Raw genomic sequence first — 23989 nt, 5'->3', positions numbered from 1 at the left:
GATGCTGTAAGACATCTCGGCCTTGCGGGCGGACCATACGGGTGGTTCACTGGCGCATTGCCCTGTTCGTTCAACGTGGTCGCGGTTCCCCAAATTCAACCTGCTCCACAGGAACACGTCTCAGCCACTGGTGCCCTCGAGCTCATTCAGGGTTCGTTGTCTGCCAAGCGTGTCGCACGCCGCTCGCCCCTGCTGGCTGGCCTTCATCGTGTCGCCGATGGCAGTCTGATTGGTGTGTTCACCGCTGTTTTGGCTCTCAGTGGACTCACCCTTCACTGGCAATACCGCTGGACGGTCGCCTTTCAACGCTTGGAGGACACTCGAGGAGTGGGCCACCGCCTAACGGAGTCCACAGCCATGCTTGAGCGCTACCTCCTCGATCGAACACAGACGCCTAAGGCGATGGTTCCTACGACCGCTGCAAAATTGTTGTATCTCGAACGTCCCAGTGAGGAGAAGTCCGGCGGATCCCACGATCATCTGGGTTTCATTGGCTCCTTGATGGATCGTTCAATTCATCACGGGTATTGAACTGATGCCAGCCAACCGGCAAGGCTCGACCTCCACTGGACGTCGTGAACGACGAAGGGGGATCCGTCTCGAGCCGGTGCCTGCCGGTCGCATGAAAGTGGTGTTTGTCCTGCTGTGTGCAGGCCTATTCGGATTGGTCGGGCGTATGGCCTGGCTGCAGATTTTTCAAGCCTCTGAGTTGGAGACGCGGGCCCGTTTGGTGCAAACGCAACGCACCAAGCCATTAGGCAGCCGTCGTCCGATTGTTGACCGCAACGGCAGGCTCGTGGCTTTAGACGAGGAGCGCTATCGACTTTGGGCTCATCCTCGTTACTTCAACTTTCCTGGTGACGAGCCGACGCTCATTCGTGACCGTAAGGAGGTGGCTGAACGCCTAGCTCCCGTGTTGGCTCTGTCGTCCGGCGAGCTCAACATAAGAATGGGAGATCGCTCATCAGGCATCAAGTTGGCAGAGGGTGTCGACCCTGAAACGGCGACCACAGTGCGTTCCCTAGGAATCAGTGGCATCGATTTGGAGCCCTATCCCTACCGCGTCTATCCGCAGGGATCCCTGTTTGCCAATGTCGTTGGTTTCCTCAATCAGGAGCGTGAGCCCCAGGCAGGGCTTGAACAGAGTCGTGATGATGATCTGCAGCGTCACGAACAGGCCCGAAGTCTTCGTCGCGGAGCCGACGGAACCCCATTGCCAGACAACCTGGCGCCGGGTGTGTTTTTCGGGGATGACCTGAGATTGCAGCTCACCTTGGATGCGCGCTTGCAGGAGCTGGCTGCAAAGGCGCTGACGGAGCAGGTGAAAACCTGGAAAGCCAAAAAGGGGGTGGCGATCGTGATGGATGTCACCAATGGCGAATTAATGGCGCTGGCCTCAACGCCCACGTATGACGCCAATCGTTATTGGGATTTCAATCCAGAGCGTTTTCGCGAATGGTCTGTTCAAGACCTCTACGAACCTGGCTCGACCTTCAAACCAATCAACTTGGCATTAGCGCTTCAAGAAGGTGTGATCCAACCCAACGAGACGGTCTACGACAGTGGGGACCTCACGATTGGGGGCTGGCCAATTCGCAACCATGACCGCAAGGGCAATGGAGTGGTGGATTTTGCAACCGTGCTTCAGGTGTCAAGCAATGTCGGCATGGTCCAGGCGATGCGCAAAATGCGCCCTTCTAATTACTGGGACTGGTTGAGTCTGCTTGGGCTTGATGCCAAGCCGGATACCGATCTTCCAGGTGCGGTAGCGGGCCAGTTGAAGACCAAGGAACAATTCACAACTCATCCCATCGAGCCAGCGACAGCCGCATTCGGTCAAGGCTTCTCCCTGACCCCTCTCAAACTTGTTCAACTCCATGCACTGATCGCGAATGGCGGGAGGCTGGTGAGTCCTCATATCACCCGAGGTTTGCGAGCTGGTCATGCGTTGGCTGCGAGTGGAGAGCGCATGGGGCAGCCCTTGCTCCGACCAGAGGTCACGCGAACGATTCTGAACTGGATGGAATCTGTGGTGGAAAAAGGCAGTGGAAAAGGGGTTCGTATCCCTGGTTATCGCATTGGCGGCAAAACGGGCACCGCCCAAAAGGCCGTCAATGGTGTGTATGTCCCTGGAGCACTGATTTGCAGCTTCGTGGCAACGCTTCCGATTGAGGACCCTCGCTATGTGGTGCTGGTGGTGGTTGATGAACCACAAGGAGCGCATGCCTATGGCTCAACCGTGGCTTTGCCTGTGGCTAAATCCATCATTGATGGGCTCCTGGTGATTGAAAAAATCCCACCAAGTGGTCAGGTTAAATCTGCACAAACGGACACATCTCTCCCGTGAGCTGTCAGCTTGCAAATCGTCGCTACGTTGAATCCATAGATTTTTAAGTGCGCCATGGCCACCCTCCTTGAGCAGCTTTCCGCCATGACAGTGGTGGTGGCCGACACGGGTGATCTCGAGGCGATCAGGCGTTTCACCCCTCGTGATGCGACCACTAATCCCTCCTTGATCCTTGCTGCAGCCCAGATTCCTGCCTATGAGAATCTCATTGATGAAGCCTTGCGTTCATCCCGCAGGCTTTTAGGTGAGAGTGCTCCGGTGGAGCAAGTGGTGCACGAAGCGCTCGATGAAATCAGCGTGATCTTTGGAAAGGAAATTCTCAAAATTGTGCCTGGCCGAGTGTCAACGGAGGTTGATGCTCGCCTGAGTTACGACACCGAGGCCACCATTGAAAAAGGTCGGAAGCTCATCCGCCTTTACAACGACTCAGGAATTAGTAACGACCGTGTCTTGATCAAAATTGCCTCCACGTGGGAGGGGATCAAAGCGGCTGAAGTTCTTGAGAAGGACGGTATCCACTGCAACCTCACCCTGTTATTTGGCTTTTCTCAGGCTGTGGCCTGCGCTGAAGCAAACGTGACCTTGATCTCGCCATTTGTTGGTCGGATTCTGGATTGGTTCAAGGCCGACACAGGCCGCGATTCCTATCCAGGTCCTGAAGATCCTGGTGTGATTTCAGTCACCAGCATCTTCAACTACTTCAAGACCTACGGCTACAAAACCGAAATTATGGGAGCGAGCTTCCGCAATCTCGATGAGATCACCGAGCTGGCAGGTTGTGATCTCTTGACCATTTCTCCGAAATTGCTGGATCAATTGCGCAGTAGTGATGCTTCGTTGGTTCGCAAGCTCGATCCTGCCAATCTCCCCCCTGTCGCTGCGCAAATGAACGTTGACCAGCAGCGTTTCATTTCGATGATGGCCGACGATCGAATGGCTACGGACAAGCTCAGCGAAGGCATCAAAGGTTTCAGCAAGGCCATCGAAACTCTCGAGCAGCAGCTTGCGCACCGTTTGGCTCAGATCGAGGGTGGCTCCGCGTTCAGCCATGCCGTTCAAGAGATTTTCCTGTTGAACGATTTCAACGGCGATGGCTGCATCACCCGCGATGAATGGTTGGGTAGTGATGCGGTCTTTGATGCCTTGGATCAAGATCATGACGGTCGTTTGACCCCCGATGATGTGCGTTTGGGTTTCGGTGGCGCCTTGTCCTTAACCGCCGTTTGATCAAGCTGGTTTAAGGCTTCAGACCGCATGCATGCCTTTGCTCTTTGGAGTGGAGGCGTGCCATTTCAGTGGCTGCCAACAGTGCTCGCTGCGTTCCTACGCAATCGTTAGGGTCCCTTAGCGGGTCTTTCGGGGGGTGGCTTCCATGGCGCTCCAGCTTGTTTGGTTCAAGCGAGACCTGCGGGTGAAGGACCACCAGCCCCTGCAGCAGGCTTTGCTCAGGGGGCCAGTGTTGCCGCTCTACGTCGTTGAGCCCGAGTTGTGGCAGCAGCCAGACGCCTCCGAGCGGCAGTGGTTGTTTTGCCGAGAGTCCTTGTTGGATTTGCGCCTCGCGCTTGCGCAGCTCGGCCAGCCGTTGCTGGTGCGTACCGGTGATGTGTTGGAGGTGTTCGAGCGGGCCCATCGTCAATTTGGTCTTGATGGGCTCTGGAGCCATGAGGAAACCGGAAATGCTTGGACGTATCAGCGCGATCAACGGGTCGCCCGCTGGTGCCGGCAGCACGGGATCCCTTGGAAGGAGATCCCCCAATTTGGGGTGATCCGCCGGCTGCGGTCGCGCAATCGTTGGGCCAAACGCTGGGAAGCGCAGATGGCCGAGCCGATCACGCCTTCCCCGTTAGGACTGCCATCCATTGAGGGGATCGAGGCTGGCCTCATTCCTGAGCGCCCCCATCCGGCGTTGGCAGCCGATCCATGCCCGCGTCGTCAAAGCGGCGGACGTTCCATGGCCTTGCTGGAGCTGAACGATTTCCTCGAACATCGCGCGCCCGGGTATGCACGCTCCATCTCCAGCCCCAATACGGCCTTCACTGGTTGTTCGCGTCTTTCGGCTTATCTCACCTGGGGGTGTCTCTCGATGCGAGAGGTGATCCAAACAAGCCGTGGCTTTAGCGGCCGTGGGATCAGCAGCTTTGAGTCACGCCTGCATTGGCATTGCCACTTCATCCAAAAGCTTGAAGCGCAGCCAGCGATTGAATTCGAAGATTTTCATCCGTTCATGCGGGGGTTGCGCCGCGCTGATGATCAGCGGCTTGCCGCCTGGGCGGAGGGAAGGACTGGAGTGCCTTTTGTGGATGCCTGCATGCGTGCCTTGCGGGCCCACGGTTGGATCAACTTCAGGATGCGTGCGATGTTGATGTCGTTTGCCAGCTACCACCTCTGGTTGCCGTGGCGAGAGAGCGGCCTTCATCTGGCGCGACAGTTTGTGGACTATGAGCCCGGGATCCACTGGAGCCAGTGCCAGATGCAGTCAGGCAGCACGGCCATCAATACGGTGCGGGTCTACAACCCGATCAAACAGGGACAAGACCATGACTTGAAGGGTGCCTTCATTCGCACTTGGCTTCCTGAACTCCATCTGGTTCCTAATGTCTACGTGCATGAGCCGTGGAAGTTGTCGATGGCAGCGCAACGCCAGGCCGGGCTTGAGCTTGGAGTGGATTACCCCCTGCCCATGGTGGAACCTGCGCTTGCGGCTCGGGAAGCGAAGCAGAGGATTTGGGCGATCAGGGAGCGCTCTGGGTTCTCTGCCATCGCCGATGGCATTCAGCAGCGCCACGGGTCGAGACGTTCAGGCTTAACGCCGACGGGTTCGGGTCGCCGTCGACGACGGCGAAACCCTGCGCCTGATGATTCCCAACAGCTCACGCTTGATCTTTAACCTCTCTGTAGCAGTAAGCGGCGGATCACCCTCTGGGCAATGTCGCCGTAGCCCATCTCACCAGAGAGAATTTGGGCAATGCGCTGCGGGGCAGTGGGGCGCTTGATTCCCAGTTGATAGCCCACGTTTGGAAAGCGATAAAACACTTGGGCAATCCGACGCCCCCAAGCCATCGAATCACCCCAGCGTTCGCGCATGCGCTTTGTGTAGTTGGAGAGGTCAGGCTCAGTTCCGTTGAGCCAAGAATCGAGACTCACGGCTGCTTCGCAGCCGCTCATCAGCGACGGCCTGAGGCCTTCGGCAAGGAAGGGGTCGCAGAGCGATGCGGCATCACCGACTGCCACCACGCCTTTGCCGTGGAGAGGTGTGTGGCCATTCCAAACTCTTAAATCCGCGGTCTGTCGCAGTCCGGCTGTGGAGGCAAATCCCAGATCCGGTAGGAGCTGTTCGAGCACGGCTTCCGCGTCACTGGCCCGGCGTCCAATAAACGTGCCCACTCCCACATTGATGCCGTTTGCCAGGGGAAACGCCCAGGCAAAACCATGGTGGACGAGCCCAAATTCAAACCTGGCGGTGCCACGTTGCAAGCTTCCCATTCCTTCGAGGCGAATAGAGAGCGTCTTGGCCATGTGCAGAGATCGAGGGCCGATCCCCAAGCGTGTGGGCCAGGGAGAACCGGAACCATCGGCCAGAACCACGGCTTTGGCCTCGATCACCTCCCCGTCCTTGCTGCGTACAAGCCAATGGCTTTCATCCTGCTGAAGGTCCACAACCTCGAAGGGCTGCCGCAGCTCTGCCCCTAAAGCGATCGCTTGCTCCAGCAAGAGTGCGTCGAGCCGTTCACGCTTGACGATCCAGAAGGGTGCAGAGCCTGGAAGCTCAGCGACCACGGGATCCGTGAGACACCAGCTGAAATCCACCTGTTGGATGACGTCATCAACAGCTGGTTGAAGGTCGAAGGGGAACCACTGCTGAACGGCGGCCGCCATCCCACCAGCGCATGGCTTGACTCGCTCTGATGGGTCGCGTTCCAAGACGGTGACGCGATGCCCTAATCGGGCTAGATGGAAGGCCGTGCTGGAGCCGGCCGCACCGGCTCCGATGACAGCAACGTCAGTGGTGCTCAAACCTTGAGGATTTCAACTTCTTTATCAGCTAAGTGTTTTTCAAGTTCTGCGATGAAACGGTCGGTTGTTTTTTGAACTTTATCTTGCTCATCTCGGCTTTGATCTTCTGATAAATCTCCCTCCTTCTCTTGTTTCTTGATTTTGTCGATGGCATCTCGGCGCACGCTGCGCAAGGCCACTTTTCCCTCCTCTGAGTATTTAGCGGCAAGTTTGCAGAACTCTTTGCGTCGTTCTTCTGTGAGTGGTGGCACGTTGATGCGAATGACCTTACCGTCATTGTTTGGGGTGAAGCCAAGGTCACTTGTTGCGATTGCCTTTTCGATCAGTGCCAGAGATCCCATGTCGAAGGGTTGAACGGCAATCGTTTGCGAATCGGGAGTGGAGAGAGACGCGAGTGATTTAAGGGGTGTATCAGCGCCGTAGTACTCGACATTGATCCGATCCAATAACGAAGGATTGGCTCGGCCGGTACGGATGGTGTTGAAGTTGCGCTGGGTGGCTTCCACCGACTTGCGCATGTTGGCTTCGAGATCGGAGTTCGACATGACGATGACTAGTTGCTGATACGAGAACCGATGGGTTCCCCGGCCACGGCTCTGCCGATGTTGCCAGGTTCAAACAGATTGAAAACAACAATGGGAATATTGTTGTCTTTGCAAAGAGCGATGGCGGTGCTGTCCATCACGGCGAGCTCTCCGCTGAGCACCTGTTGAAAGGTCAAGGAGTCGTAACGAACGGCATCGGGGAATTGATGGGGATCTTTGTCGTACACACCGTCAACCTTGGTGGCTTTGAACACCACATCAGCGCTGATTTCGGCCGCCCGTAAAGCCGCCGTGGTGTCGGTGGTGAAGAAGGGATTGCCACAACCTGCTCCAAACACGACCACCCTGCCTTTCTCAAGGTGGCGCATCGCGCGCCTACGGATGTAGGGCTCTGCCACCTCTTGCATTTCAATAGCGGTCTGGACGCGAGTGGGAATGCCGGCTCGTTCCAGTCCGTCCTGCAGGGTGATGGCATTCATCACGGTGGCGAGCATGCCGACGTAGTCAGCGGTGGCGCGATCCATGCCTGCGGCAGAACCTTTCAAGCCTCTGAAAATGTTTCCCCCACCAACAACAATCGCCAATTGAGTGCCAGTGGCAACAACCTTGGCAACATCGGTGGCGATGGCCTGAACAATTGCTGGATCGATTCCGTAGCCCTGATTGCCCATCAGAGCTTCACCGCTGAGCTTCAGGAGGGCACGCGCGTAGGCCATTCAACATCCTTATCTGTAGGACAGTAGCAAGGCTGTTCTTGGGGGGTCGAGAAAGCTAATTCGCTTCTGACGTTGCCTTAGCGCATGGGTGCGTAGGGCAACCAGATCGCTGTGGACGGACCGTTCCGAACGCGAATCCTTAAAGGGCGATTCCTTAGAAAGCGATTCCTTAGAAAGCGATTCGTTAGAACTCGATTCCTTGCTGCGCTTTGACGCCCTGTTCTCGGAAGGGGTGCTTGACGAGGGACATCTCCGTCACCAAATCGGCTCTTTGAATCAGTCCTTCGGGGGCGCCTCTGCCGGTGAGGGCAACGTGGGTGAGCTCAGGCCGTTCATCGAGGCCTTGCAGGACTTGATCCAGTTCGAGGTAGCCAAGCTTCAAGGCCACATTCACTTCGTCCAGCACCACCAGCTTTTGTTTGGGGTCTCTGAGGTAAGAGAGCGAGGTCTCCCAAGCCGCTTGCACCAGCTGACGATCACGCTCTCGATCTTGGGTTTCCCAGGTGAAACCCTCGCCCAGGGCATGCCAGCTCAAGGCATCTCCAAAGGCTTTCAGTGCTTTGGCTTCTCCAGGCTCCCAGCCTCCTTTGATGAATTGGACAACAGCCACCTGGTGCCCGTGCCCCAGGGTCCGTAAGGCCAAGCCAAGAGACGCAGTGGTCTTTCCCTTGCCGTGGCCGGTGAAGACCAAGACCAATCCTTTCTCAACACTGCGTTCAGACACCCGTTGGCGCTGCACGTCTTGACGGCGTGCCATGCGCTTTCGATAGGCATCGGCGTCTTTCTCTGGGGCTAAATCGCCGCCCATGCCCAGGGATTCGGCTGATTGGTCCAAGGCTGATTGGTCCACAGGCGATGGTTTTGCTGCTGACGTTGGATCCGAGCTCATGACATCTCCCCAGTTGTCTCCAGCATGCCGCTGGAAGGGCAGCGCGCTGTGATGCGCTGGAGAGCCGCTCCGGCCAGCACAGACTGCTCAATGTTGCAAAAGCCGATCTCCCGCAACTGCTTGGGGATGTCGTCCTCGAGCAAAGCAATGGCCGTTTCCGTCTCAAACAAAGCGCAGAACAGTTGTTGGGGAAGTTTCAAAAATGGACCAGCCGGGTGAAGGTCCACCACCACGAGCCAGCCTCCTGGTCTCAGCAATTCCAAACAGGACAGCAACACCTGCTGGCGTTCTTTGCGAGGGAATTCATGCAGGGCCAGGCTGATTTGAATGGCATCAAAGCTGGCTGGTGCGCAGGGTGGAGCTTCTGCCAGCCCCTCAATGCAGGTGAGGAGCGGCTGACGGGTGGCGGCGAGCTCTAGGACCTTGGGTGAAACATCGAGCCCCGTGACCTGAAACCCGGCTTCGATCCATGGCGCTGCCGCCTCTCCTGAACCACAGCAGAAGTCGAGCACCTTGGCCCCCCTGGGCAGAACGGGATCGAGCGCTGAAAGCCCAAGGCTGCGCAGTTGGTCGACACCTCCAACACTCAGCGCGGAGATCCCTGTGACGGTGTCATAAATCCAACGATGGCGATAGGCCAGTTGGCGAAGGGGGGATGTCATCAGGCTTCTCTCCTCGCTAGCGCTGCATCGACGGCCTGTTGCTGATCTCGTCTGGTGATCCAGTGGTGATAGGTGCGGGTGTGGATCGCCACGGAATGTCCCATCATCCTGGCGGCTACGGTATCGGGAAGTCCGATGTGGATGGTGCGTACGGCCCAGGCATGACGTAGGTCGTAGGGCGTAAGGGGAACGTCGTACCGCCTGAACTGCTCTGCCACACGCCGCCCGACTTGTTGGAGCGTGGTGTGGCGCAAATCGGTGCAAACAGGCGGGAGGGCCGCGGCCTTTGAGGCGAGATGCGTCAAGTTGAAGCGGTCCACCCACTCTGGATGGAAGGGCCAAACCTGATGCTCACCGGTTTTGGTTGTGGGAAGGACGCGGATGACCCTGTCCCCTCCCTCCGCCAATGCCGAGACATCCGTAAAAAACACTTCATGGTTGCGCAGTCCATAGGTGGCCATCAGTCCGTAAACAAGACGCCAACCCGGATTGGGAATGCGCAGCATGGCCTCCAGAATTTGCGGGTCGCTGGGCAACTGCCGAAAACGAGCGCGGTGCAGGCCGTATCCCCCCGCTTCTGCACGCCAGGCATCCGGGAGCGGCAGGTTTTGATGACGGGCGAGTGCTCCTAGGGCCGTGGAACACTGTTGGCGACTTCGGCTTCCATCGGGATAGCTGTTCAAGGTCAGCAGTAATAGGTCAGGGGTGAGGGATGCGTGCTGTTCCAGAGCCAAGGCCTTGAGGCGTCGGAGGTAGGGCTGGTAGGCCCCGCTCCAAGTGGTGCGGCTACCCGCTGGGGAGCGCCGCCGGCGGGGGTCGGCGAAAAATGCTTGTTTAAAGGCCCCTAGATCGCGCTCTAGGGGGTGGGCCAATGGGGTGGATGCGCCCTTTGGGTTGTTGTTCTGCTGAACCTTTTGCTTCGGTAACCACTGGTCCCATTCAAAAAGCTGTCGGTGCAATTGCAGCTCCACAAGCTGCACGATGCGTTCCGCCTCTTTCAACCCATTCAGGTCGGCCACCAGTCCCAGACTCAGGCGCTGGTTTTTCCATTGGTTGGGTTGCTGACGGCATGGCAGCCGTCCCCGCAGATTGAGTTTTTGCCCGCGTCGCTCCACACGAAGACCACAGCCCTGCTCGGCCAAGGCCGCATTGGCGGCCGCGATCGCGGTGTCGAAGTTCATGACCCTGTAAAGACAGCGTCACCATGACGTTGATGGGAGTTACGCTCAACCCCTCAAAACAAAGAAACTTCCATGGCTCGGGTTGGCATTCTTCTGCTCAATCTGGGTGGTCCAGAACGGATTCAGGATGTTGGCCCCTTTCTGTACAACCTGTTTGCAGATCCAGAGATAATTCGACTGCCCAATCCGATTCTGCAAAAACCGCTGGCTTGGTTGATCAGCACGTTGCGCAGCAGTAAATCCCAGGAGGCCTATCGCTCCATTGGTGGAGGGTCTCCTCTTCGCCGAATCACGGAGCAGCAAGCGCGAGAACTTCAGAGCCTGTTACGCCAGCGTGGAGTCGACGCGACCAGCTATGTGGCCATGCGCTACTGGCACCCGTTTACTGAGTCGGCCGTTGCGGATATCAAGGCTGATGGGATTGATGAGGTGGTTGTTCTCCCCCTCTATCCCCATTTTTCAATTAGTACCAGCGGCTCGAGCTTCCGCGAGCTGCAACGCCTGCGCCAAATGGACGAACGCTTTGAGGCGTTGCCTTTGCGTTGTATTCGTAGTTGGTACGACCATCCTGGCTATGTGCGCTCGATGGCTGAGCTCATCGCCGAGCAGGTCCGCGCCAGCGACGACGTTGAACATGCGCACATCTTTTTCAGTGCCCATGGCGTTCCGAAGAGCTACGTGGAAGAGGCCGGTGATCCCTATCAGCAGGAAATTGAAGCCTGCACCGCTTTGATCATGGCTGAATTGGAGGCCATTGTTGGCCACTCCAATCCCCACACCCTGGCCTATCAAAGTCGTGTTGGGCCGGTGGAATGGCTGAAGCCTTACACCGAGGAAGCCCTGGAAGAGCTCGGCCGGGCGAAGACGCAAGATCTCGTGGTGGTTCCCATCAGTTTTGTGAGCGAGCACATTGAAACGCTCGAGGAAATTGATATTGAGTACCGCGAACTCGCGACCGAGTCAGGTGTCGTGAATTTCCGACGGGTGAGGGCCCTCGATACCTATCCACCTTTTATTGCTGGATTGGCTGATTTAGTCGTTGCCAGCCTTGAGGGGCCTGAGGTGAATCTCGACCAGGCGGCCGAACTCCCCACCACCGTGAAGCTCTATCCCCAGGAAAAGTGGGAGTGGGGTTGGAACAACAGCTCGGAAGTTTGGAATGGACGCTTGGCCATGGTTGGTTTTTCCGCCTTCCTGCTCGAGCTGATTAGTGGCCATGGCCCACTGCACGCTGTTGGTTTGCTTTAAACAGTGCCAATTGGTTAGACGGCCACTTAATCTTTAGGGTCAGATCCCTGTGAGGCAGCCGTGACCCTGACATCCGTTCCCACGGCCGCGGATGCGTTGGATTGGAACGGTCAACGCCGTATCACCGGCGCCCACGCCTTGATGAATGCCCTCAGGCTTCATGGCGTCGACACCATTTTTGGCTATCCGGGGGGTGCGATCCTGCCGATCTATGACGCTCTGCATATCGCCGAAAGCGAAGGCTGGCTGAAGCACATTTTGGTGCGTCATGAGCAGGGTGGTACCCATGCGGCCGATGCCTATGCCCGGGCTACGGGTCGCGTTGGCGTTTGTTTTGGAACGTCTGGCCCTGGCGCTACCAATCTGGTGACGGGCATTGCCACGGCCCAAATGGACTCTGTTCCCATGGTGGTTATTACAGGGCAAGTGCCTCGGCCAGCGATCGGCACGGATGCGTTTCAGGAAACAGATATCTTCGGCATCACCTTGCCAATCGTGAAGCACTCCTGGGTGGTTCGTGACCCAGCTGATCTTGCTTCCGTGGTTGCACAGGCTTTCCTGATCGCCTCGTCAGGACGCCCTGGCCCCGTGCTGATTGATATTCCAAAAGATGTCGGTCAAGAAGAATTCGATTACGTCCCAGTCCCACCCGGATCGATCCATCCGCCAGGGTTCAGGCAGCCAGCCCAGCCTTCGGTTCAGGCGGTGAACGAGGCGCTTGCGTTGATTCGTGCATCGAGTCGTCCCCTCTTTTATGTCGGTGGTGGGGCGGTCAGCGCAGGGGCCCATGACAGCCTCCAAGTCTTGGCTGAGCGCTTCCAGATCCCTGTGACCACCACGTTGATGGGGAAGGGCGCTTTTGACGAGAATCATCCTCTCGCCTTGGGCATGCTGGGGATGCATGGGACGGCATACGCCAATTTCGCAGTCACAGACTGCGATCTATTGATCGCCGTTGGGGCTCGTTTTGATGACCGCGTGACAGGCAAGCTCGACACATTTGCTCCCAAGGCCAAGGTCATTCATTTTGAGATTGATCCTGCGGAGGTGGGGAAAAACAGGCGCCCCGATGTGGTCGTTCTCGGTGATGTGGGTTTAGGTCTGGCGAAGCTTGTCGATCAGAGTCTCCAGCACTCCGCCGAGCAGAGGACCGCGTCTTGGTTGGAACAGATCAACACCTGGAAGGAGCTTTACCCGCTCACCATCCCGGCCAAGGAGGGAGCGATCTTTCCGCAAGAAGTGTTGTTGGCTGTCCGGGATCTGGCCAGTGACGCCATCATCACGACTGATGTGGGCCAACATCAGATGTGGGCTGCGCAGTACCTGCGCAATGGACCGCGTTGTTGGATCAGCAGTGCTGGCTTGGGAACGATGGGATTTGGAATGCCAGCGGCTCTCGGGGCGCAGGTGGCGTTCCCGGATCAGAAAGTGGTTTGCATTGCTGGTGATGCAAGCATCCTGATGAACATTCAGGAACTTGGAACCCTGGCGCAGTATTCTCTCCCTGTGAAAGTTGTGATTGTGAATAACCACTGGCAGGGAATGGTTCGGCAGTGGCAGGAAAGCTTCTACAACGAGCGATATTCAGCATCCGACATGCTCAATGGCATGCCTGATTTCAGTGCTTTAGCGAGGGCTTTTGGGGTTGATGGCGTCAAGATTACCGAACGAGATGATCTGTACAGCAAGCTGAGTGAAGCGTTTGCGACCCCTCGTCCAACCTTGATTGACGTCCATGTCAGGCGCGGCGAAAATTGCTATCCGATGGTTCCACCGGGTGCCAGCAATGCGCAGATGGTGGGTCTTCCCTCCCATCCTGAGTTGGCCCAGGACTCCAGATGATCATGTCCGGATGTTTTCGCCTTCCCAGCCAGCGACCACTGTTTCTGCAGCGCTTGCGCAGCGAGTCTGTGATCCGTTTTTGCTCCAGTCTTCTGATCTTGTTGGTCGTGTCGGTGGCTTCACCATTTCCAGCGATGGCCGCAGAAGTGTTGCAAGTGCGTTCGTCCACGCTTCTCCAGATTGGAGATAGCAACCGCAATTACAGCGTTCGTTTGGCTTGTATTGCAGTCGATCCTGTCAATGAAGCGGCTGCTGTCGATCTTTTGAAAAAATCCGTGCCGCGACGCAAACGGGTGAACCTGCGTCCGGAGGGAAATGAAGATGGTGTTTTGATTGCCCGCGTGACCCCTCTCGATGCCGATCAGGACCTTGGGGGTTCCCTGCTAGCAACCGGTCTAGCGACGTCCAGTTGCCCTGCAGGCTGAGATGGGAAAAAATCGCTTCGCGGCCGGCATCGTGATGGTGCCCTGCTTGCTTCTATCAGCTGCTTTTTTTAGTACGGCGGTCTGGGGTGATGTGCCAGGAGAAAATCAATCCCTTGCTCTCGGACTGGGAGGGCTGCTTTTGGCTGCAGGTTTGCTCGCCCTGTTGATCCCAGCGACAAATCCTGAGACAAAAGAGGACGAAACGGATCCATCTTCCTAAATTCCAACAAAGGCCCTTTCTCTCATGACCCCTCCAGTTGAGGTCCCCATGAGTGACCGTGTTTCTGATTCGGGATGGGGGAACCTCTTTAGGCGTCTTCCCATTGGCCATGGTTTGATCGTGGCGGCAAGCCTGCTGGGATGCCAAGCTCTCGCGGCTAGCACGCAGGAAAGAGCGCCCGTGCTTGCGCTCATGTCAGACGGATATCAGCCTGCTCATGCGGTCTTTCGTCAAGGTTTTGCTCTCGGGGAAGAGCAGGTTCGAGCCTGTGGATCTTCTTCCTCGCTAGTGGAGTGGCGCACGATCGGTCTCGATGACGATCCGGCTCCCTTTCTAGGGTCCAGCCGTTCTTTAGTGATTGCGCCGTTTGCGACGGAACTGCCTCGTTTTTCTCGACTCGCCCAGGATCACCAAATCAATGTGATTCTTCCCTATCAACGCGGTGCGTCTTTAAATCAATTGGTGCCGCTTGATCCCCAGGGATTGCTGCATCCTTTAAGCCCTTCCCAGCAGTCGGAAATCGACCAACTGGCTGCCGACACCCTGGAGCAGGGATGGCGAAGAATCATGGTGGTTGCCGATCCTGCTGATCGCGCTGCAGAGATGGCTGATGCCTATACGGAGGCTTTCAAGCAACTAGGAGGCAAGGTGGAAACCTATGAGAAGGCCCTCGTTCAGCCGGTCAACGCTGACGATGCCTCCGCGGTGAGCCAATTGATCCAAGATCTGGCTTGGAAACGTCCTGCTGCCATTGCTCTGGCCGCTGATCCCTCTAGTCGGTTGGCGATGCTCTTGGATCAAGCCCAGACCGACGGTCGGCTGAGGGGAGCATCGCCTGCGACACCGGGGAGGATTTGGCTGATGCCCGTGATCCGTCTTGATGCCGTGCCTCCAAAACCTTGGGCACAATTGACCCCTGACCAACCGGCCCATGGTCCCGGTTGGTCTTCCTTCGCAGCCTCTTATCAGCAGCGCTGGGGGCAGGCTCCGGACCTCTTGGCGGCCTCTGGTTTTGATGCGGCCCGTCTTGTGGCTCTGTCCATGCTTGCGCCCGCGCCCGTTTCAGAGGAAGGTCTCCGTGACCCCATCGGTTGGCTTGATCCGGATGCTGAGGTTCAGCCCTTGTGTGAGGCGATCGCTCTGCGCCAGCAAGGTCAGCCCGTTCGTCTAGCAGGGGCTGCCAGTGATCTGGCCTTGAGACCCGGACAGATCCCATCGGGAACGGCGACCACGCGATTGATCGCTCCGCATTCGGGCGCTGATCGTGATGGGAGTCTTTAAAGCCGGTGTTGCGTCTTAGTGAGCTCCGTCTTCCGCTGGATCACGGCCCCGATGATCTGGAGCAAGCGGTGCTGCGATACCTCAAGATCCCACGGGCGCGCCTTCTCGATTGTCAGTTGGTGAAGCGGAGTGTTGATGCCCGTCGTCGCGATCGCATTCAGCTGATTTATTCCGTGGATGTTGCCTTAGATGGCGAAGCGGCGCTGATGCGCCGAAGGCACGGCGATCGAAGACTTCGTCCAACCCCAGACACTCATTACCGCTATGTCGCCCGTGCCCCGGAAGGGATTGGCGGGCACTCCGAGCAGCGGCCTGTGGTGGTCGGCGCTGGCCCCTGTGGTTACTTTGCGGCTCTTCTTCTGGCTCAGATGGGGTTTCGCCCCTTGTTGCTCGAACGGGGACAGCCCGTGAAACAACGAACGGCGGATACGTTTGGATTTTGGCGCCGAACCGCTGGGTTCAATCCGGAATCCAATGCCCAGTTTGGCGAGGGCGGTGCCGGAACCTTTTCGGACGGGAAGCTTTACAGCCAGGTCAGTGATCCTGATCATTACGGCTGCAAAGTTCTGGAAGAACTGGTGGCCTGTGGTGCCAATCGTGAGATTCTCACGCAGCACCGACCCCATATCGGCACCTTCAAATTGGCCACGGTGGTGCGGGGCTTGCGGGCCAAAATCGAGGCGCTCGGCGGGGAGGTTCGTTTCGGCAGTCGGGTGGATCAGCTCTTGCTGGAACCTTGCGCGGGACCTCCTGGTTCAGATCATGCTTCAGGGAAGTCCCAGCGAGTGGTTGGCTTGTCCTTGGCGGATGGGACGTCCTTGCCCTGTCGTCAGGTGGTGTTGGCTCCAGGGCATTCAGCCCGAGACAGCTTCCAGATGCTTCAGCAGGCTGGCGTCGCGCTTGAAGCCAAGCCCTTTGCGGTTGGCTTTCGCATTGAGCATCCCCAAGCGTTGGTCGACGAAGCTCGCTGGGGGCTGAATGCAGGCCATCCCCTCCTCGGCGCCGCGGAATACAAGCTTGTTCACCATGCGGCCAATGGTCGCTGTGTTTACAGCTTTTGCATGTGCCCTGGCGGATTGGTGGTTGGAGCCACGTCCGAGACGGGCCGGGTGGTGACCAATGGCATGAGCCAGCATTCACGTAACGAGCGCAATGCCAACGCAGCCTTGGTTGTTCCTGTGGAGCAGGAGGACTTGGCGGCCTACGCCGCCTGGCCGGGGGACCCCTTGGCCGGTCTTGCTTTCCAGCGGGCGCTGGAACAACAAGCGTTTGTTTTAGGGGGGCTGATTACAGCGCCCCGGTGCAGCGGCTCCAGGATTTCTTGGCCGGACGGCCCACAACGGAACTCGGTGCCATCGGCGCTTCTTATCAACCTGGCGTGTCACCAAGTGATTTACGCAGCCTTTTGCCGATGCCGATGGTGACGGCATTGCAGGAAGCTTTGCCTCTCTTTGCTCGTCGCATCAAGGGGTATGACCATCCCGATGCGTTGTTGACAGCAGTGGAAACCCGCACATCGTCTCCCCTGCGAATTCCTCGCGACGACCATTTCGAGTCGATTAATACGGTGGGTCTCACGCCTGCTGGCGAAGGGGCTGGCTACGCGGGGGGGATTCTTTCAGCAGCGATTGATGGCATTCGAGTTGCGGAGGCTGTGGGCTTGCGGCTGGGTTCTTCACTCTGAGGAGTCCGCAGCTTGACCAACGATTCCGCTCCACTGCACCGCTTTCACTTGATCGCGACGCCAGGAGTGGAAGAGGCTCGGCTCTGAAACGGTGCAGAGAGGGCAGAGACTGATCTGTTGATCTGGAATACCGCAGCGTTGTAGTTGCTCACGGGCGGCAAGACGAATATCGAGGCGACACCTGTTTGGCTCTGGATCGGGCAGAAGGATCCCCAGAGCTTCCATGTCGCTGAGCTTGAGAGAACGATTGGAATCGAGGGCTTGTCCCACCTGCTCCGCCACAGTTGTCTCAACCTGATAGAGAGCCCCACTGACGGCTGGACCAAGGGCCACAATCAGCTGTTCCGGCTTCGCTCCTCGCGTTGTTAAACGCCGAATGGCAGCAGGAAGAATGCCACTGGCGACCCCTCGCCAGCCTGCATGACAAGCGGCAACGTGACCACTCGTGGGGTCTGCAAGCAGTACGGGGGTGCAATCGGCACCGCAAACCCAGAGACTTTGGCCACCACGGTTGCTCACCAGACCATCAGCCTCAGGCCAGGGAGATGCGCTGGCTTCGTCAGCATTCAGGACTCGGTTGCCGTGAACCTGTCGGGGGCGATGGACACTCACTCCAGCCGATAGATAGGCCGCCAAGACATCAGGCCCTCGGTTTTGCCAAAGACGGGTGAAAAATCCATGTTCGAACCCTGCGGCCTGCATCGCATTTGAGGTGAGGTAGTAGCCGCCATAGCAGCCCACCCATGTCCAATGCTCCAGGGTGTTGAACAGGTTGTCGGGCTGACGGAATGGTTCGGCAGCAGTGGTCATGGTTCTGCTTGATCCCGCAGCATCCAAAACCCTTCAAAACGCTCAGCTTCTGGGGAGGTTTGAACAGCGATGAACTGCAAACCGTCAGCATGCTCTGCGGCCTGTGTCATCAGTGCTGAGACGTGGACGGCTTCCTCTGAGCTGAGATCGCTCACAAGCCAGCAGTCATCCTGACCGGCCTCCAGGAGGAGTTGGGTGCCGTCCACTTTGAGACGAACCGGTTCAATTCCACCGAGCAGTCCAGCGAGGGCTAATCCCCTGGTTTGGCTGAACAGGCGCAAGCCAGGGATGATTTGGTCATCATAAATGGTGTTGGGAACGGGGAGCAGGCCTCGGAATCCGATGGGCCATCCGGTGGCTTCACGCAAGGATGCGGCGGGAAGTTCGGCCCAATTCCAGGCATCACCACGAACGGACTCCGGTAACGGACGAGGAGGCGTACTGACCGGTGCAGGAGGGGGCGCAAGAGGACCTGCCATGTAGCCCTCTTCCTTGGGGTAGAGATCCTGTTCGCGCTCAGCGATCCAATCGAATAAGGCATAGGTGCGACGGCTTGGAACCATCTCGAGGCCTAGTTCAGAGGCAGCTCTCTGAACCATGGTGCGCATGGAGCTTCTCCAAGAACGCAGCTTTCGAGGAACGGCCCAGCCTTGCTGTTGAGCTGCCGCCATGGCTTCTGCGAGAGCGCTGCTTAACCAAGTGGAATTAACACTGCTCGCAGGACAGCGTTTTTCGAAGCGAAAACTGGTTGTTGTCCCCTCGCAGGGGGAGCTGACGATCAGCAGCTCCCAACGTTTTTTCCCATCAGGCTCGAGGATCGGTCTGGAATAGAAATCGAGTTCCCAGTCGCCTGAAAGGATTCCGTTTGAACGTTCACTCGCATCGTTCTGGATCTGTTCGGCGGACATCATCCAGCTGATTGTTCCTGTTGCTTCAGGACGTTACGAGCCCTGTTGGCTCGATCGGTTGCTTCTGCCATCACTTTGTCTTTATCGACAAGTAATTCACCAGGTTGTCCCTCCAACATGGTTGTGTTCAGGGCGATTCGGCCGCGACCAGGATCCAATTCCGTGATTAAGGCTTTGACAGCGTCGCCTTGATCGAAGATTTCGCGCATCGAGCGCATGCTGCCTCCGGTAATGGCTGATTGATGAAGAAGTCCGCTGATCCCTCCGAGATCCACGAACAGTCCATAGGGCTTGATCGCCGCCACATGGCCTTCCACCAGTTGTCCGACCTCTAGTTCTGAGAAACGGGCGGCAGTGGCAGCTCTCTTCTCGGAAAGGACCAATTTCCGCGTTTCAGAATTGACCTCGAGGAAGGCCACACCCAAGGTTTTGCCCACCAGTGCTTCATGGTTTTCACCATCCTGCAGTTGGGAACGGGGGATGAAGCCTCGTAGGCCCTCCAAATCGCAAGTCACACCACCACGGTTGAAACCGGTGACTTTCACTTGAGAAACCCTGCCCTCTTTTTCAAGCTGCTTCACCTTGTCCCAGCTTTGACGCAGGGCGAGCGCGCGGCAGCTGATGGTGACCATCCCATCAGCATTTTGTTCCCGAGTTACCAAGACTTCAATCTCAAGGCCCTTGGGGAATCTTTCCTTGAGGTTGGTGATCACTCCCAGACCACATTCGTTCTTGGGCATGAAGCCCGGGGCCTTGCCCCCGATGTCGACATAGACACCATCGCTTTCCATCCCGATGACGGTTCCTGTAACCACTTCTCCTGTGGTGCCCACCGGCTCGTTGGCATCGAGGGCTGCCAGGAAAGCACCCTCGTCAAAGTCAAAGTCGTCGACACTTCGATTGGAGGCTTTGGCAGGCCGTGGGCTGGATTTCGAGGATTTTGCATTGGAGTCGGATGGGCCAAGAAGATCAGCCATGCTCATGCCACTGAGCTCATCCGTCCCAAAGCGCAAATCGTCGTCGTCAACGGCCGATGGCTTTGCCGCCGCCGTTGACGACGTCGTTGGGGCCATGGGGGGCCTAGCCGTGGTGTTTTGAGCTATTTGCGCCGCTTTCTCTAATTCAACAGCCCGTGCGATCGCGGCATCGGCGGCCGACCTCGCTTCTTCTGCCTCACGCCGAAGGCGATCCTGTTCGTCTTTGCGACTTATATGCATCACCTGCAGGGGCTTGCGCGGAGGCTGAGCTGCCGGGCTTTGCCCTTTGCTGTCCATGGATTGTTGGCTTTCTGATCCCGCCATGGGTCTCAATGTCCTCGATGAGTCAGTCTGGCAGCAAATGGGAGGCGTGTCGGCCGATGACTGCACAAGCTCACTTGAGTCTTTCCACCACACGGCGCTTGGACAGCTTGAGTTGGCCAGAGGCGGAGAAAGCCTTACAGCAATCCGGTTCCACCGTGGTTTGGCCGATGGGCGCTTTTGAACAACACGGCCCCCATCTCCCTCTTGCCACCGATGCTCTGTTTTCTGAGCGGATCCTCGCCTCTGTGTTGTCAGAGCTCGCAGCAAATGCCCCGATTTGGAGCCTGCCCTCACAATCCATTGGATTTTCTCCAGAGCATGCAGGCTTTCCTGGAACCTTGAGCGTGTCCTCGGGCTTGTTGACCCAACTGATCATCGAGGTGGGAACGCAGTTGAGTGCCCAAGGGGTGAAGCGCTTGGTGTTATTCAACGCCCATGGGGGGCAGATTGGATTGCTTCAGGCTGCGGCAAGGGAACTTCGTGTTCAGTCGCCATCGATGGCGGTTCTTCCCTGCTTCTTGTGGAGTGGCGTACCTGGTTTGGATGCGTTGATCCCTGAGGAAGAGCTACGGGGCGGATTGCATGCCGCGCAGGCTGAGACCAGTTTGATGCTTGCTCTTGAGCCGCGGTTGGTGGGGGAGGCTCGTCCCGTCGACGGTGACCATCGCCAGCCCGCCTCTCTCGCCACTCCACCTCCTGGTTGGAGCCTGGAAGGAGCGGCTCCTACGGCCTGGTTGACATCTGACCTCAGTAGCAGTGGTGTGATCGGTGATTCACGCGCAGCCAGTGCCGAACTTGGTGAAGCCTTGGAACGCTGCCTGGTGAGCCATTGGGCCAATCTCTTTGGCAGTTTGTTGGCTAGTGATTGGCCCCTTTCTCAACCTGTTGCTGTTGTCAACTGACCCTTCAAGCACGTCTGTTGAGGTGAACACTGGTTACAGTCGACAGTATTGCTGATAACCGGAAGAGAATCATGTCATCCCTTGACTACACAGCAGTCGCTGTGCTCGACGATCAGCAGGGTTTGGCAGAGCTACCTGATTTCACGACGGATGCTTACAAGGATGCCTACAGCCGCATCAACGCCATCGTGATCGAAGGTGAGCAGGAAGCTCATGACAATTACATCTCCTTAGGCACGCTGATCCCTGATCAGGCTGAGGAACTCGCCAAGCTGGCGAAGATGGAAATGAAGCACATGAAGGGTTTCACCGCCTGTGCCAAAAATCTCAACGTTGTGGCTGATATGCCCTTCGCTCAGGAGTTTTTTGCTCCCTTGCATGGCAATTTTCAAGCCGCTCTTAAAGAGGGCAAGGTGGTTACCTGCCTGCTGATTCAGGCCCTCTTGATCGAGGCTTTCGCGATCTCGGCATATCACATCTACATCCCTGTTGCTGACCCCTTCGCGCGCAAAATTACGGAGGGGGTCGTTAAGGACGAATACACCCACCTCAACTACGGCCAAGAGTGGCTGAAGGCCAATTTCGAGGCAAGCCGCGACGAGTTGATGGAAGCCAACAAGGTGAATCTTCCGCTCATTCGCTCGATGCTTGAGCAGGTGGCTGCTGATGCTTCTGTCCTGCACATGGAAAAGGAAGATTTGATCGAAGACTTTTTGATCGCTTATCAGGAAGCCTTGAACGAAATCGGTTTCAGCTCCCGCGATATCGCTCGCATGGCGGCAGCAGCTCTTACGGTTTAACTGGGTTTTAACCTAAGGGTGTACGGATGGCGGGCGTCAATTTCGTTCCTGTCCGTTCATCCCGAACCCGACCCGTGCTTAGGTGGGTTCGAATCCCATCGCCTTATTGGTGCATGTGGTTCGGATCCCTACTTCTAAGTACGACCGTCGGCAGCACATGTTTGGTCTGATCGGACATTCCACCAGTTTTGAAGCTGCTAGGCGTAAAGCTTTAGAGCTGGGTTTCGATCACATTGCAGAGGGTGATCTGGATGTCTGGTGCAGTGCTCCCCCTCAGTTGGTAGAGCATCTGGAAGTCACGAGCCTGACTGGAAAAACAATCGAAGGGGCCTATATCGATTCGTGTTTTGTGCCCGAAATGCTGAGCCGTTTCAAAACGGCAAGGCGCAAGGTGCTGAACGCCATGGAGCTGGCTCAGAAGAAAGGCATCAACATCACAGCTCTAGGCGGCTTTACCTCAATTATTTTTGAGAACTTCAACCTGCTCAAGCATCAAACCATTCGTAGCACCACCCTGGAGTGGGAGCGGTTTACGACTGGAAACACCCATACGGCTTGGGTGATCAGTCGACAGGTTGAAATCAATGCTCCTTTGCTTGGCATTGATCTCAGCAAGGCTCGGGTCGCGGTGGTGGGAGCCACTGGAGATATCGGTAGTGCCGTTTGCCGCTGGTTAACCAAGCGCACTGGAATTAAAGAGCTGCTGATGGTCGCTCGTCGGCAGCAGCCCCTGCAAGACCTGCAACAGGAATTAGGTGGTGGCAGCATCCTCAGCCTGGATGAAGCGCTTCCTGAGGCTGATGTTGTTGTCTGGGTCGCGAGCATGCCCCGCACGTTGGAAATTGATGCGGATCGACTACAGAAACCCTGCTTGATGATTGACGGTGGGTATCCGAAGAATCTTGATTCCAGGGTGGCTGGAAAAGGCGTTCACATTCTTAAAGGAGGCATCGTTGAATTTGTGTCCGATATCGGCTGGACGATGATGGAAAATGCTGAATGGCAGATGGAGAAGCCTCAGCGGCAGATGTTTGCTTGCTTCGCTGAAGCCATTCTTCTCGAATTTGAGTCTTGCCACACCAACTTCAGCTGGGGTAGGAACAACATCACCCTTGAAAAAATGGACTTTATTGGTGCTGCCTCGATGCGGCACGGTTTCACCACGCTCAACCTTCAGGGGCAGCTTCAGGCTGCCGCTGCCTGACGTTCACAGATCTGGTTTTCATGGCACGTCGCCCCCTGCTTGAGTTTGAAAAGCCCCTGATTGAGCTTGAACAGCAGATTGAGCAGATCCGCCAGTTGGCAAGGGATTCAGAAGTTGATGTCAGCCAGCAGTTGCTTCAGCTGGAAACCCTTGCTGCTCGCAGACGCGAAGAGATTTTTCAAAATCTGACTCCAGCGCAGAAAATTCAGGTTGCTCGTCACCCTCATCGTCCGAGCACTCTGGATTTCATTCAGATGTTCTGCGATGACTGGGTTGAGCTCCATGGTGACCGTCGCGGGAGCGACGATCAGGCTTTGGTGGGTGGCCTCGGTCGGTTGGGTGATCGCTCGGTGGTCTTATTGGGCCATCAAAAGGGGCGTGACACCAAGGAAAACGTGGCTCGGAACTTTGGGATGGCGACCCCAGGTGGTTATCGCAAAGCCCTGCGATTGATGGAGCATGCCGATCGTTTTGGCCTGCCCATTCTTGCTTTTATCGACACGCCTGGTGCCTATGCAGGCCTGCTGGCTGAGGAGCAGGGCCAGGGGGAGGCGATTGCCGTCAACCTTCGCGAGATGTTCCGCCTGAGAGTGCCCATCATCGCCACGGTGATTGGGGAAGGGGGATCTGGCGGTGCTCTTGGAATCGGTGTTGCTGACCGTCTGCTGATGTTCGAACACAGCGTCTACACGGTGGCGAGTCCTGAGGCATGCGCCTCGATTCTGTGGCGTGATGCAGCGAAAGCACCGGAAGCAGCGGCGGCGTTGCGCATCACCGGCAAAGACTTACTCAGCCTTGGCGTGGTGGATGAGGTGCTTGCAGAACCGTCAGGTGGAAACAATTGGGCCCCACTTGAGGCAGGAGCAACGCTGCGGGAAGCTCTCGAACGAAATCTTGCTGAGCTTTCAGCACTCCCGCACCAAGAATTGCGGGATCAGCGTTACCGAAAGTTTCGGGCGATGGGCCGCTTCCTTGATCCCACCGCGTCAGATGCTGATTCAGCTTCTTAG

General features: G+C 57.0%; 22 protein-coding genes and 1 pseudogene. 14 read left to right on the top strand and 9 right to left on the bottom strand.

All coding sequences use genetic code 11. The annotated features are described in order from the left end of the window. Window positions 1-75 precede the first annotated feature (75 nt). The 4 genes from SynROS8604_RS10785 to SynROS8604_RS10770 all read left to right on the top strand — a co-directional run bounded on the left by SynROS8604_RS10785 (window position 76) and on the right by SynROS8604_RS10770 (window position 5234). Window positions 76-531: a hypothetical protein gene (locus tag SynROS8604_RS10785; RefSeq protein WP_186545946.1), complete on the top strand. Its 456-nt coding sequence runs from the start codon at window positions 76-78 to the stop codon at window positions 529-531. A gap of 4 nt (window positions 532-535) precedes the next feature. Next, entirely contained in the window at window positions 536-2347 is a 1812-nt protein-coding gene (locus SynROS8604_RS10780) for a penicillin-binding protein 2 (protein WP_186543988.1), read from the top strand. A 54-nt stretch (window positions 2348-2401) separates the two neighbouring features. Continuing rightward, complete coding sequence (locus SynROS8604_RS10775) at window positions 2402-3574, top strand: transaldolase (protein ID WP_115071527.1); 1173 nt, start codon at window positions 2402-2404, stop codon at window positions 3572-3574. A gap of 145 nt (window positions 3575-3719) precedes the next feature. Then, window positions 3720-5234 (top strand): deoxyribodipyrimidine photo-lyase, encoded by a 1515-nt coding sequence (locus tag SynROS8604_RS10770; RefSeq protein ID WP_186543987.1) that lies wholly within the window; start codon window positions 3720-3722, stop codon window positions 5232-5234. Here SynROS8604_RS10770 and SynROS8604_RS10765 read toward each other — a convergent pair. The 6 genes from SynROS8604_RS10765 to SynROS8604_RS10740 all read right to left on the bottom strand — a co-directional run bounded on the left by SynROS8604_RS10765 (window position 5231) and on the right by SynROS8604_RS10740 (window position 10354). Then, window positions 5231-6361, bottom strand: a complete 1131-nt coding sequence (locus SynROS8604_RS10765; RefSeq protein ID WP_186543986.1) for an NAD(P)/FAD-dependent oxidoreductase — start codon at window positions 6359-6361, stop codon at window positions 5231-5233. The genes SynROS8604_RS10770 and SynROS8604_RS10765 overlap by 4 nt on opposite strands. Further along, on the bottom strand, window positions 6358-6906 hold the full coding sequence (frr, locus tag SynROS8604_RS10760) for a ribosome recycling factor (protein ID WP_048346918.1): 549 nt from the start codon (window positions 6904-6906) through the stop codon (window positions 6358-6360). Before frr ends, SynROS8604_RS10765 begins: the two co-directional genes overlap by 4 nt. Before the next feature lie 8 nt (window positions 6907-6914). Beyond that, complete coding sequence (gene pyrH / locus SynROS8604_RS10755; protein ID WP_006853383.1) at window positions 6915-7622, bottom strand: UMP kinase; 708 nt, start codon at window positions 7620-7622, stop codon at window positions 6915-6917. 184 nt (window positions 7623-7806) lie between these two features. Further along, the gene (gene cobO / locus SynROS8604_RS10750) at window positions 7807-8511 is read right to left on the bottom strand and encodes a cob(I)yrinic acid a,c-diamide adenosyltransferase (protein WP_186543985.1); all 705 of its coding nucleotides are present in this window, start codon (window positions 8509-8511) and stop codon (window positions 7807-7809) included. Beyond that, complete coding sequence (locus SynROS8604_RS10745; protein ID WP_186543984.1) at window positions 8508-9173, bottom strand: class I SAM-dependent methyltransferase; 666 nt, start codon at window positions 9171-9173, stop codon at window positions 8508-8510. Before SynROS8604_RS10745 ends, cobO begins: the two co-directional genes overlap by 4 nt. After that, the gene (locus SynROS8604_RS10740) at window positions 9173-10354 is read right to left on the bottom strand and encodes a site-specific integrase (RefSeq protein ID WP_186543983.1); all 1182 of its coding nucleotides are present in this window, start codon (window positions 10352-10354) and stop codon (window positions 9173-9175) included. Before SynROS8604_RS10740 ends, SynROS8604_RS10745 begins: the two co-directional genes overlap by 1 nt. 72 nt (window positions 10355-10426) lie before the next feature. Here SynROS8604_RS10740 and hemH point away from each other — a divergent pair, with 72 nt between their 5' ends. The 6 genes and pseudogenes from hemH (at window position 10427) to SynROS8604_RS10710 (ending at window position 17054) form a co-directional block, all read left to right on the top strand. Continuing rightward, window positions 10427-11602 (top strand): ferrochelatase, encoded by a 1176-nt coding sequence (gene hemH / locus SynROS8604_RS10735; RefSeq protein WP_186543982.1) that lies wholly within the window; start codon window positions 10427-10429, stop codon window positions 11600-11602. Between the two features lie 60 nt (window positions 11603-11662). Then, entirely contained in the window at window positions 11663-13444 is a 1782-nt protein-coding gene (gene ilvB, locus SynROS8604_RS10730) for a biosynthetic-type acetolactate synthase large subunit (protein WP_186543981.1), read from the top strand. Between the two features lie 2 nt (window positions 13445-13446). Continuing rightward, entirely contained in the window at window positions 13447-13869 is a 423-nt protein-coding gene (locus SynROS8604_RS10725) for a thermonuclease (protein ID WP_186545945.1), read from the top strand. Window position 13870: 1 nt separating this feature from the next. Further along, window positions 13871-14089: a GIVxVP protein gene (locus SynROS8604_RS10720; RefSeq protein WP_186543980.1), complete on the top strand. Its 219-nt coding sequence runs from the start codon at window positions 13871-13873 to the stop codon at window positions 14087-14089. Window positions 14090-14137: 48 nt separating this feature from the next. Then, window positions 14138-15370, top strand: coding sequence for an ABC transporter substrate-binding protein (locus tag SynROS8604_RS10715; protein ID WP_186543979.1), 1233 nt, complete (start codon window positions 14138-14140; stop codon window positions 15368-15370). 5 nt (window positions 15371-15375) lie between these two features. Then, window positions 15376-17054, top strand: a pseudogene (locus SynROS8604_RS10710) (NAD(P)/FAD-dependent oxidoreductase). Here SynROS8604_RS10710 and pgeF read toward each other — a convergent pair. From pgeF to SynROS8604_RS10695, 3 genes are read right to left on the bottom strand one after another with little or no spacing between them, the layout of a single operon-like run. Then, complete coding sequence (gene pgeF, locus SynROS8604_RS10705) at window positions 17046-17864, bottom strand: peptidoglycan editing factor PgeF (protein WP_186543978.1); 819 nt, start codon at window positions 17862-17864, stop codon at window positions 17046-17048. The pseudogene SynROS8604_RS10710 and the gene pgeF overlap by 9 nt on opposite strands. Continuing rightward, the gene (locus SynROS8604_RS10700) at window positions 17861-18772 is read right to left on the bottom strand and encodes a Tab2 family RNA-binding protein (RefSeq protein WP_186543977.1); all 912 of its coding nucleotides are present in this window, start codon (window positions 18770-18772) and stop codon (window positions 17861-17863) included. Before SynROS8604_RS10700 ends, pgeF begins: the two co-directional genes overlap by 4 nt. Beyond that, on the bottom strand, window positions 18772-20073 hold the full coding sequence (locus SynROS8604_RS10695; RefSeq protein ID WP_186543976.1) for a S1 RNA-binding domain-containing protein: 1302 nt from the start codon (window positions 20071-20073) through the stop codon (window positions 18772-18774). The genes SynROS8604_RS10700 and SynROS8604_RS10695 overlap by 1 nt, the downstream gene beginning before the upstream one ends. Before the next feature lie 56 nt (window positions 20074-20129). On the opposite strand from SynROS8604_RS10695, the gene SynROS8604_RS10690 reads away from it, so the two are divergent. From SynROS8604_RS10690 to SynROS8604_RS10675, 4 genes are all read left to right on the top strand, one after another. Next, a complete protein-coding gene (locus tag SynROS8604_RS10690) occupies window positions 20130-20975 on the top strand; it encodes a creatininase family protein (RefSeq protein ID WP_186543975.1) in 846 nt (281 codons plus the stop codon). A gap of 71 nt (window positions 20976-21046) precedes the next feature. Beyond that, window positions 21047-21775 (top strand): aldehyde oxygenase (deformylating), encoded by a 729-nt coding sequence (locus tag SynROS8604_RS10685; RefSeq protein WP_186543974.1) that lies wholly within the window; start codon window positions 21047-21049, stop codon window positions 21773-21775. A gap of 157 nt (window positions 21776-21932) precedes the next feature. Then, the gene (locus SynROS8604_RS10680) at window positions 21933-22979 is read left to right on the top strand and encodes a long-chain acyl-[acyl-carrier-protein] reductase (protein ID WP_186545944.1); all 1047 of its coding nucleotides are present in this window, start codon (window positions 21933-21935) and stop codon (window positions 22977-22979) included. Between the two features lie 20 nt (window positions 22980-22999). After that, window positions 23000-23989: an acetyl-CoA carboxylase carboxyltransferase subunit alpha gene (locus SynROS8604_RS10675; RefSeq protein WP_186543973.1), complete on the top strand. Its 990-nt coding sequence runs from the start codon at window positions 23000-23002 to the stop codon at window positions 23987-23989.

Source organism: Synechococcus sp. ROS8604, from assembly GCF_014279655.1.
Taxonomy (GTDB): Bacteria; Cyanobacteriota; Cyanobacteriia; order PCC-6307; family Cyanobiaceae; genus Synechococcus_C.
This window is presented reverse-complemented; position numbering and strand designations above follow the sequence as displayed.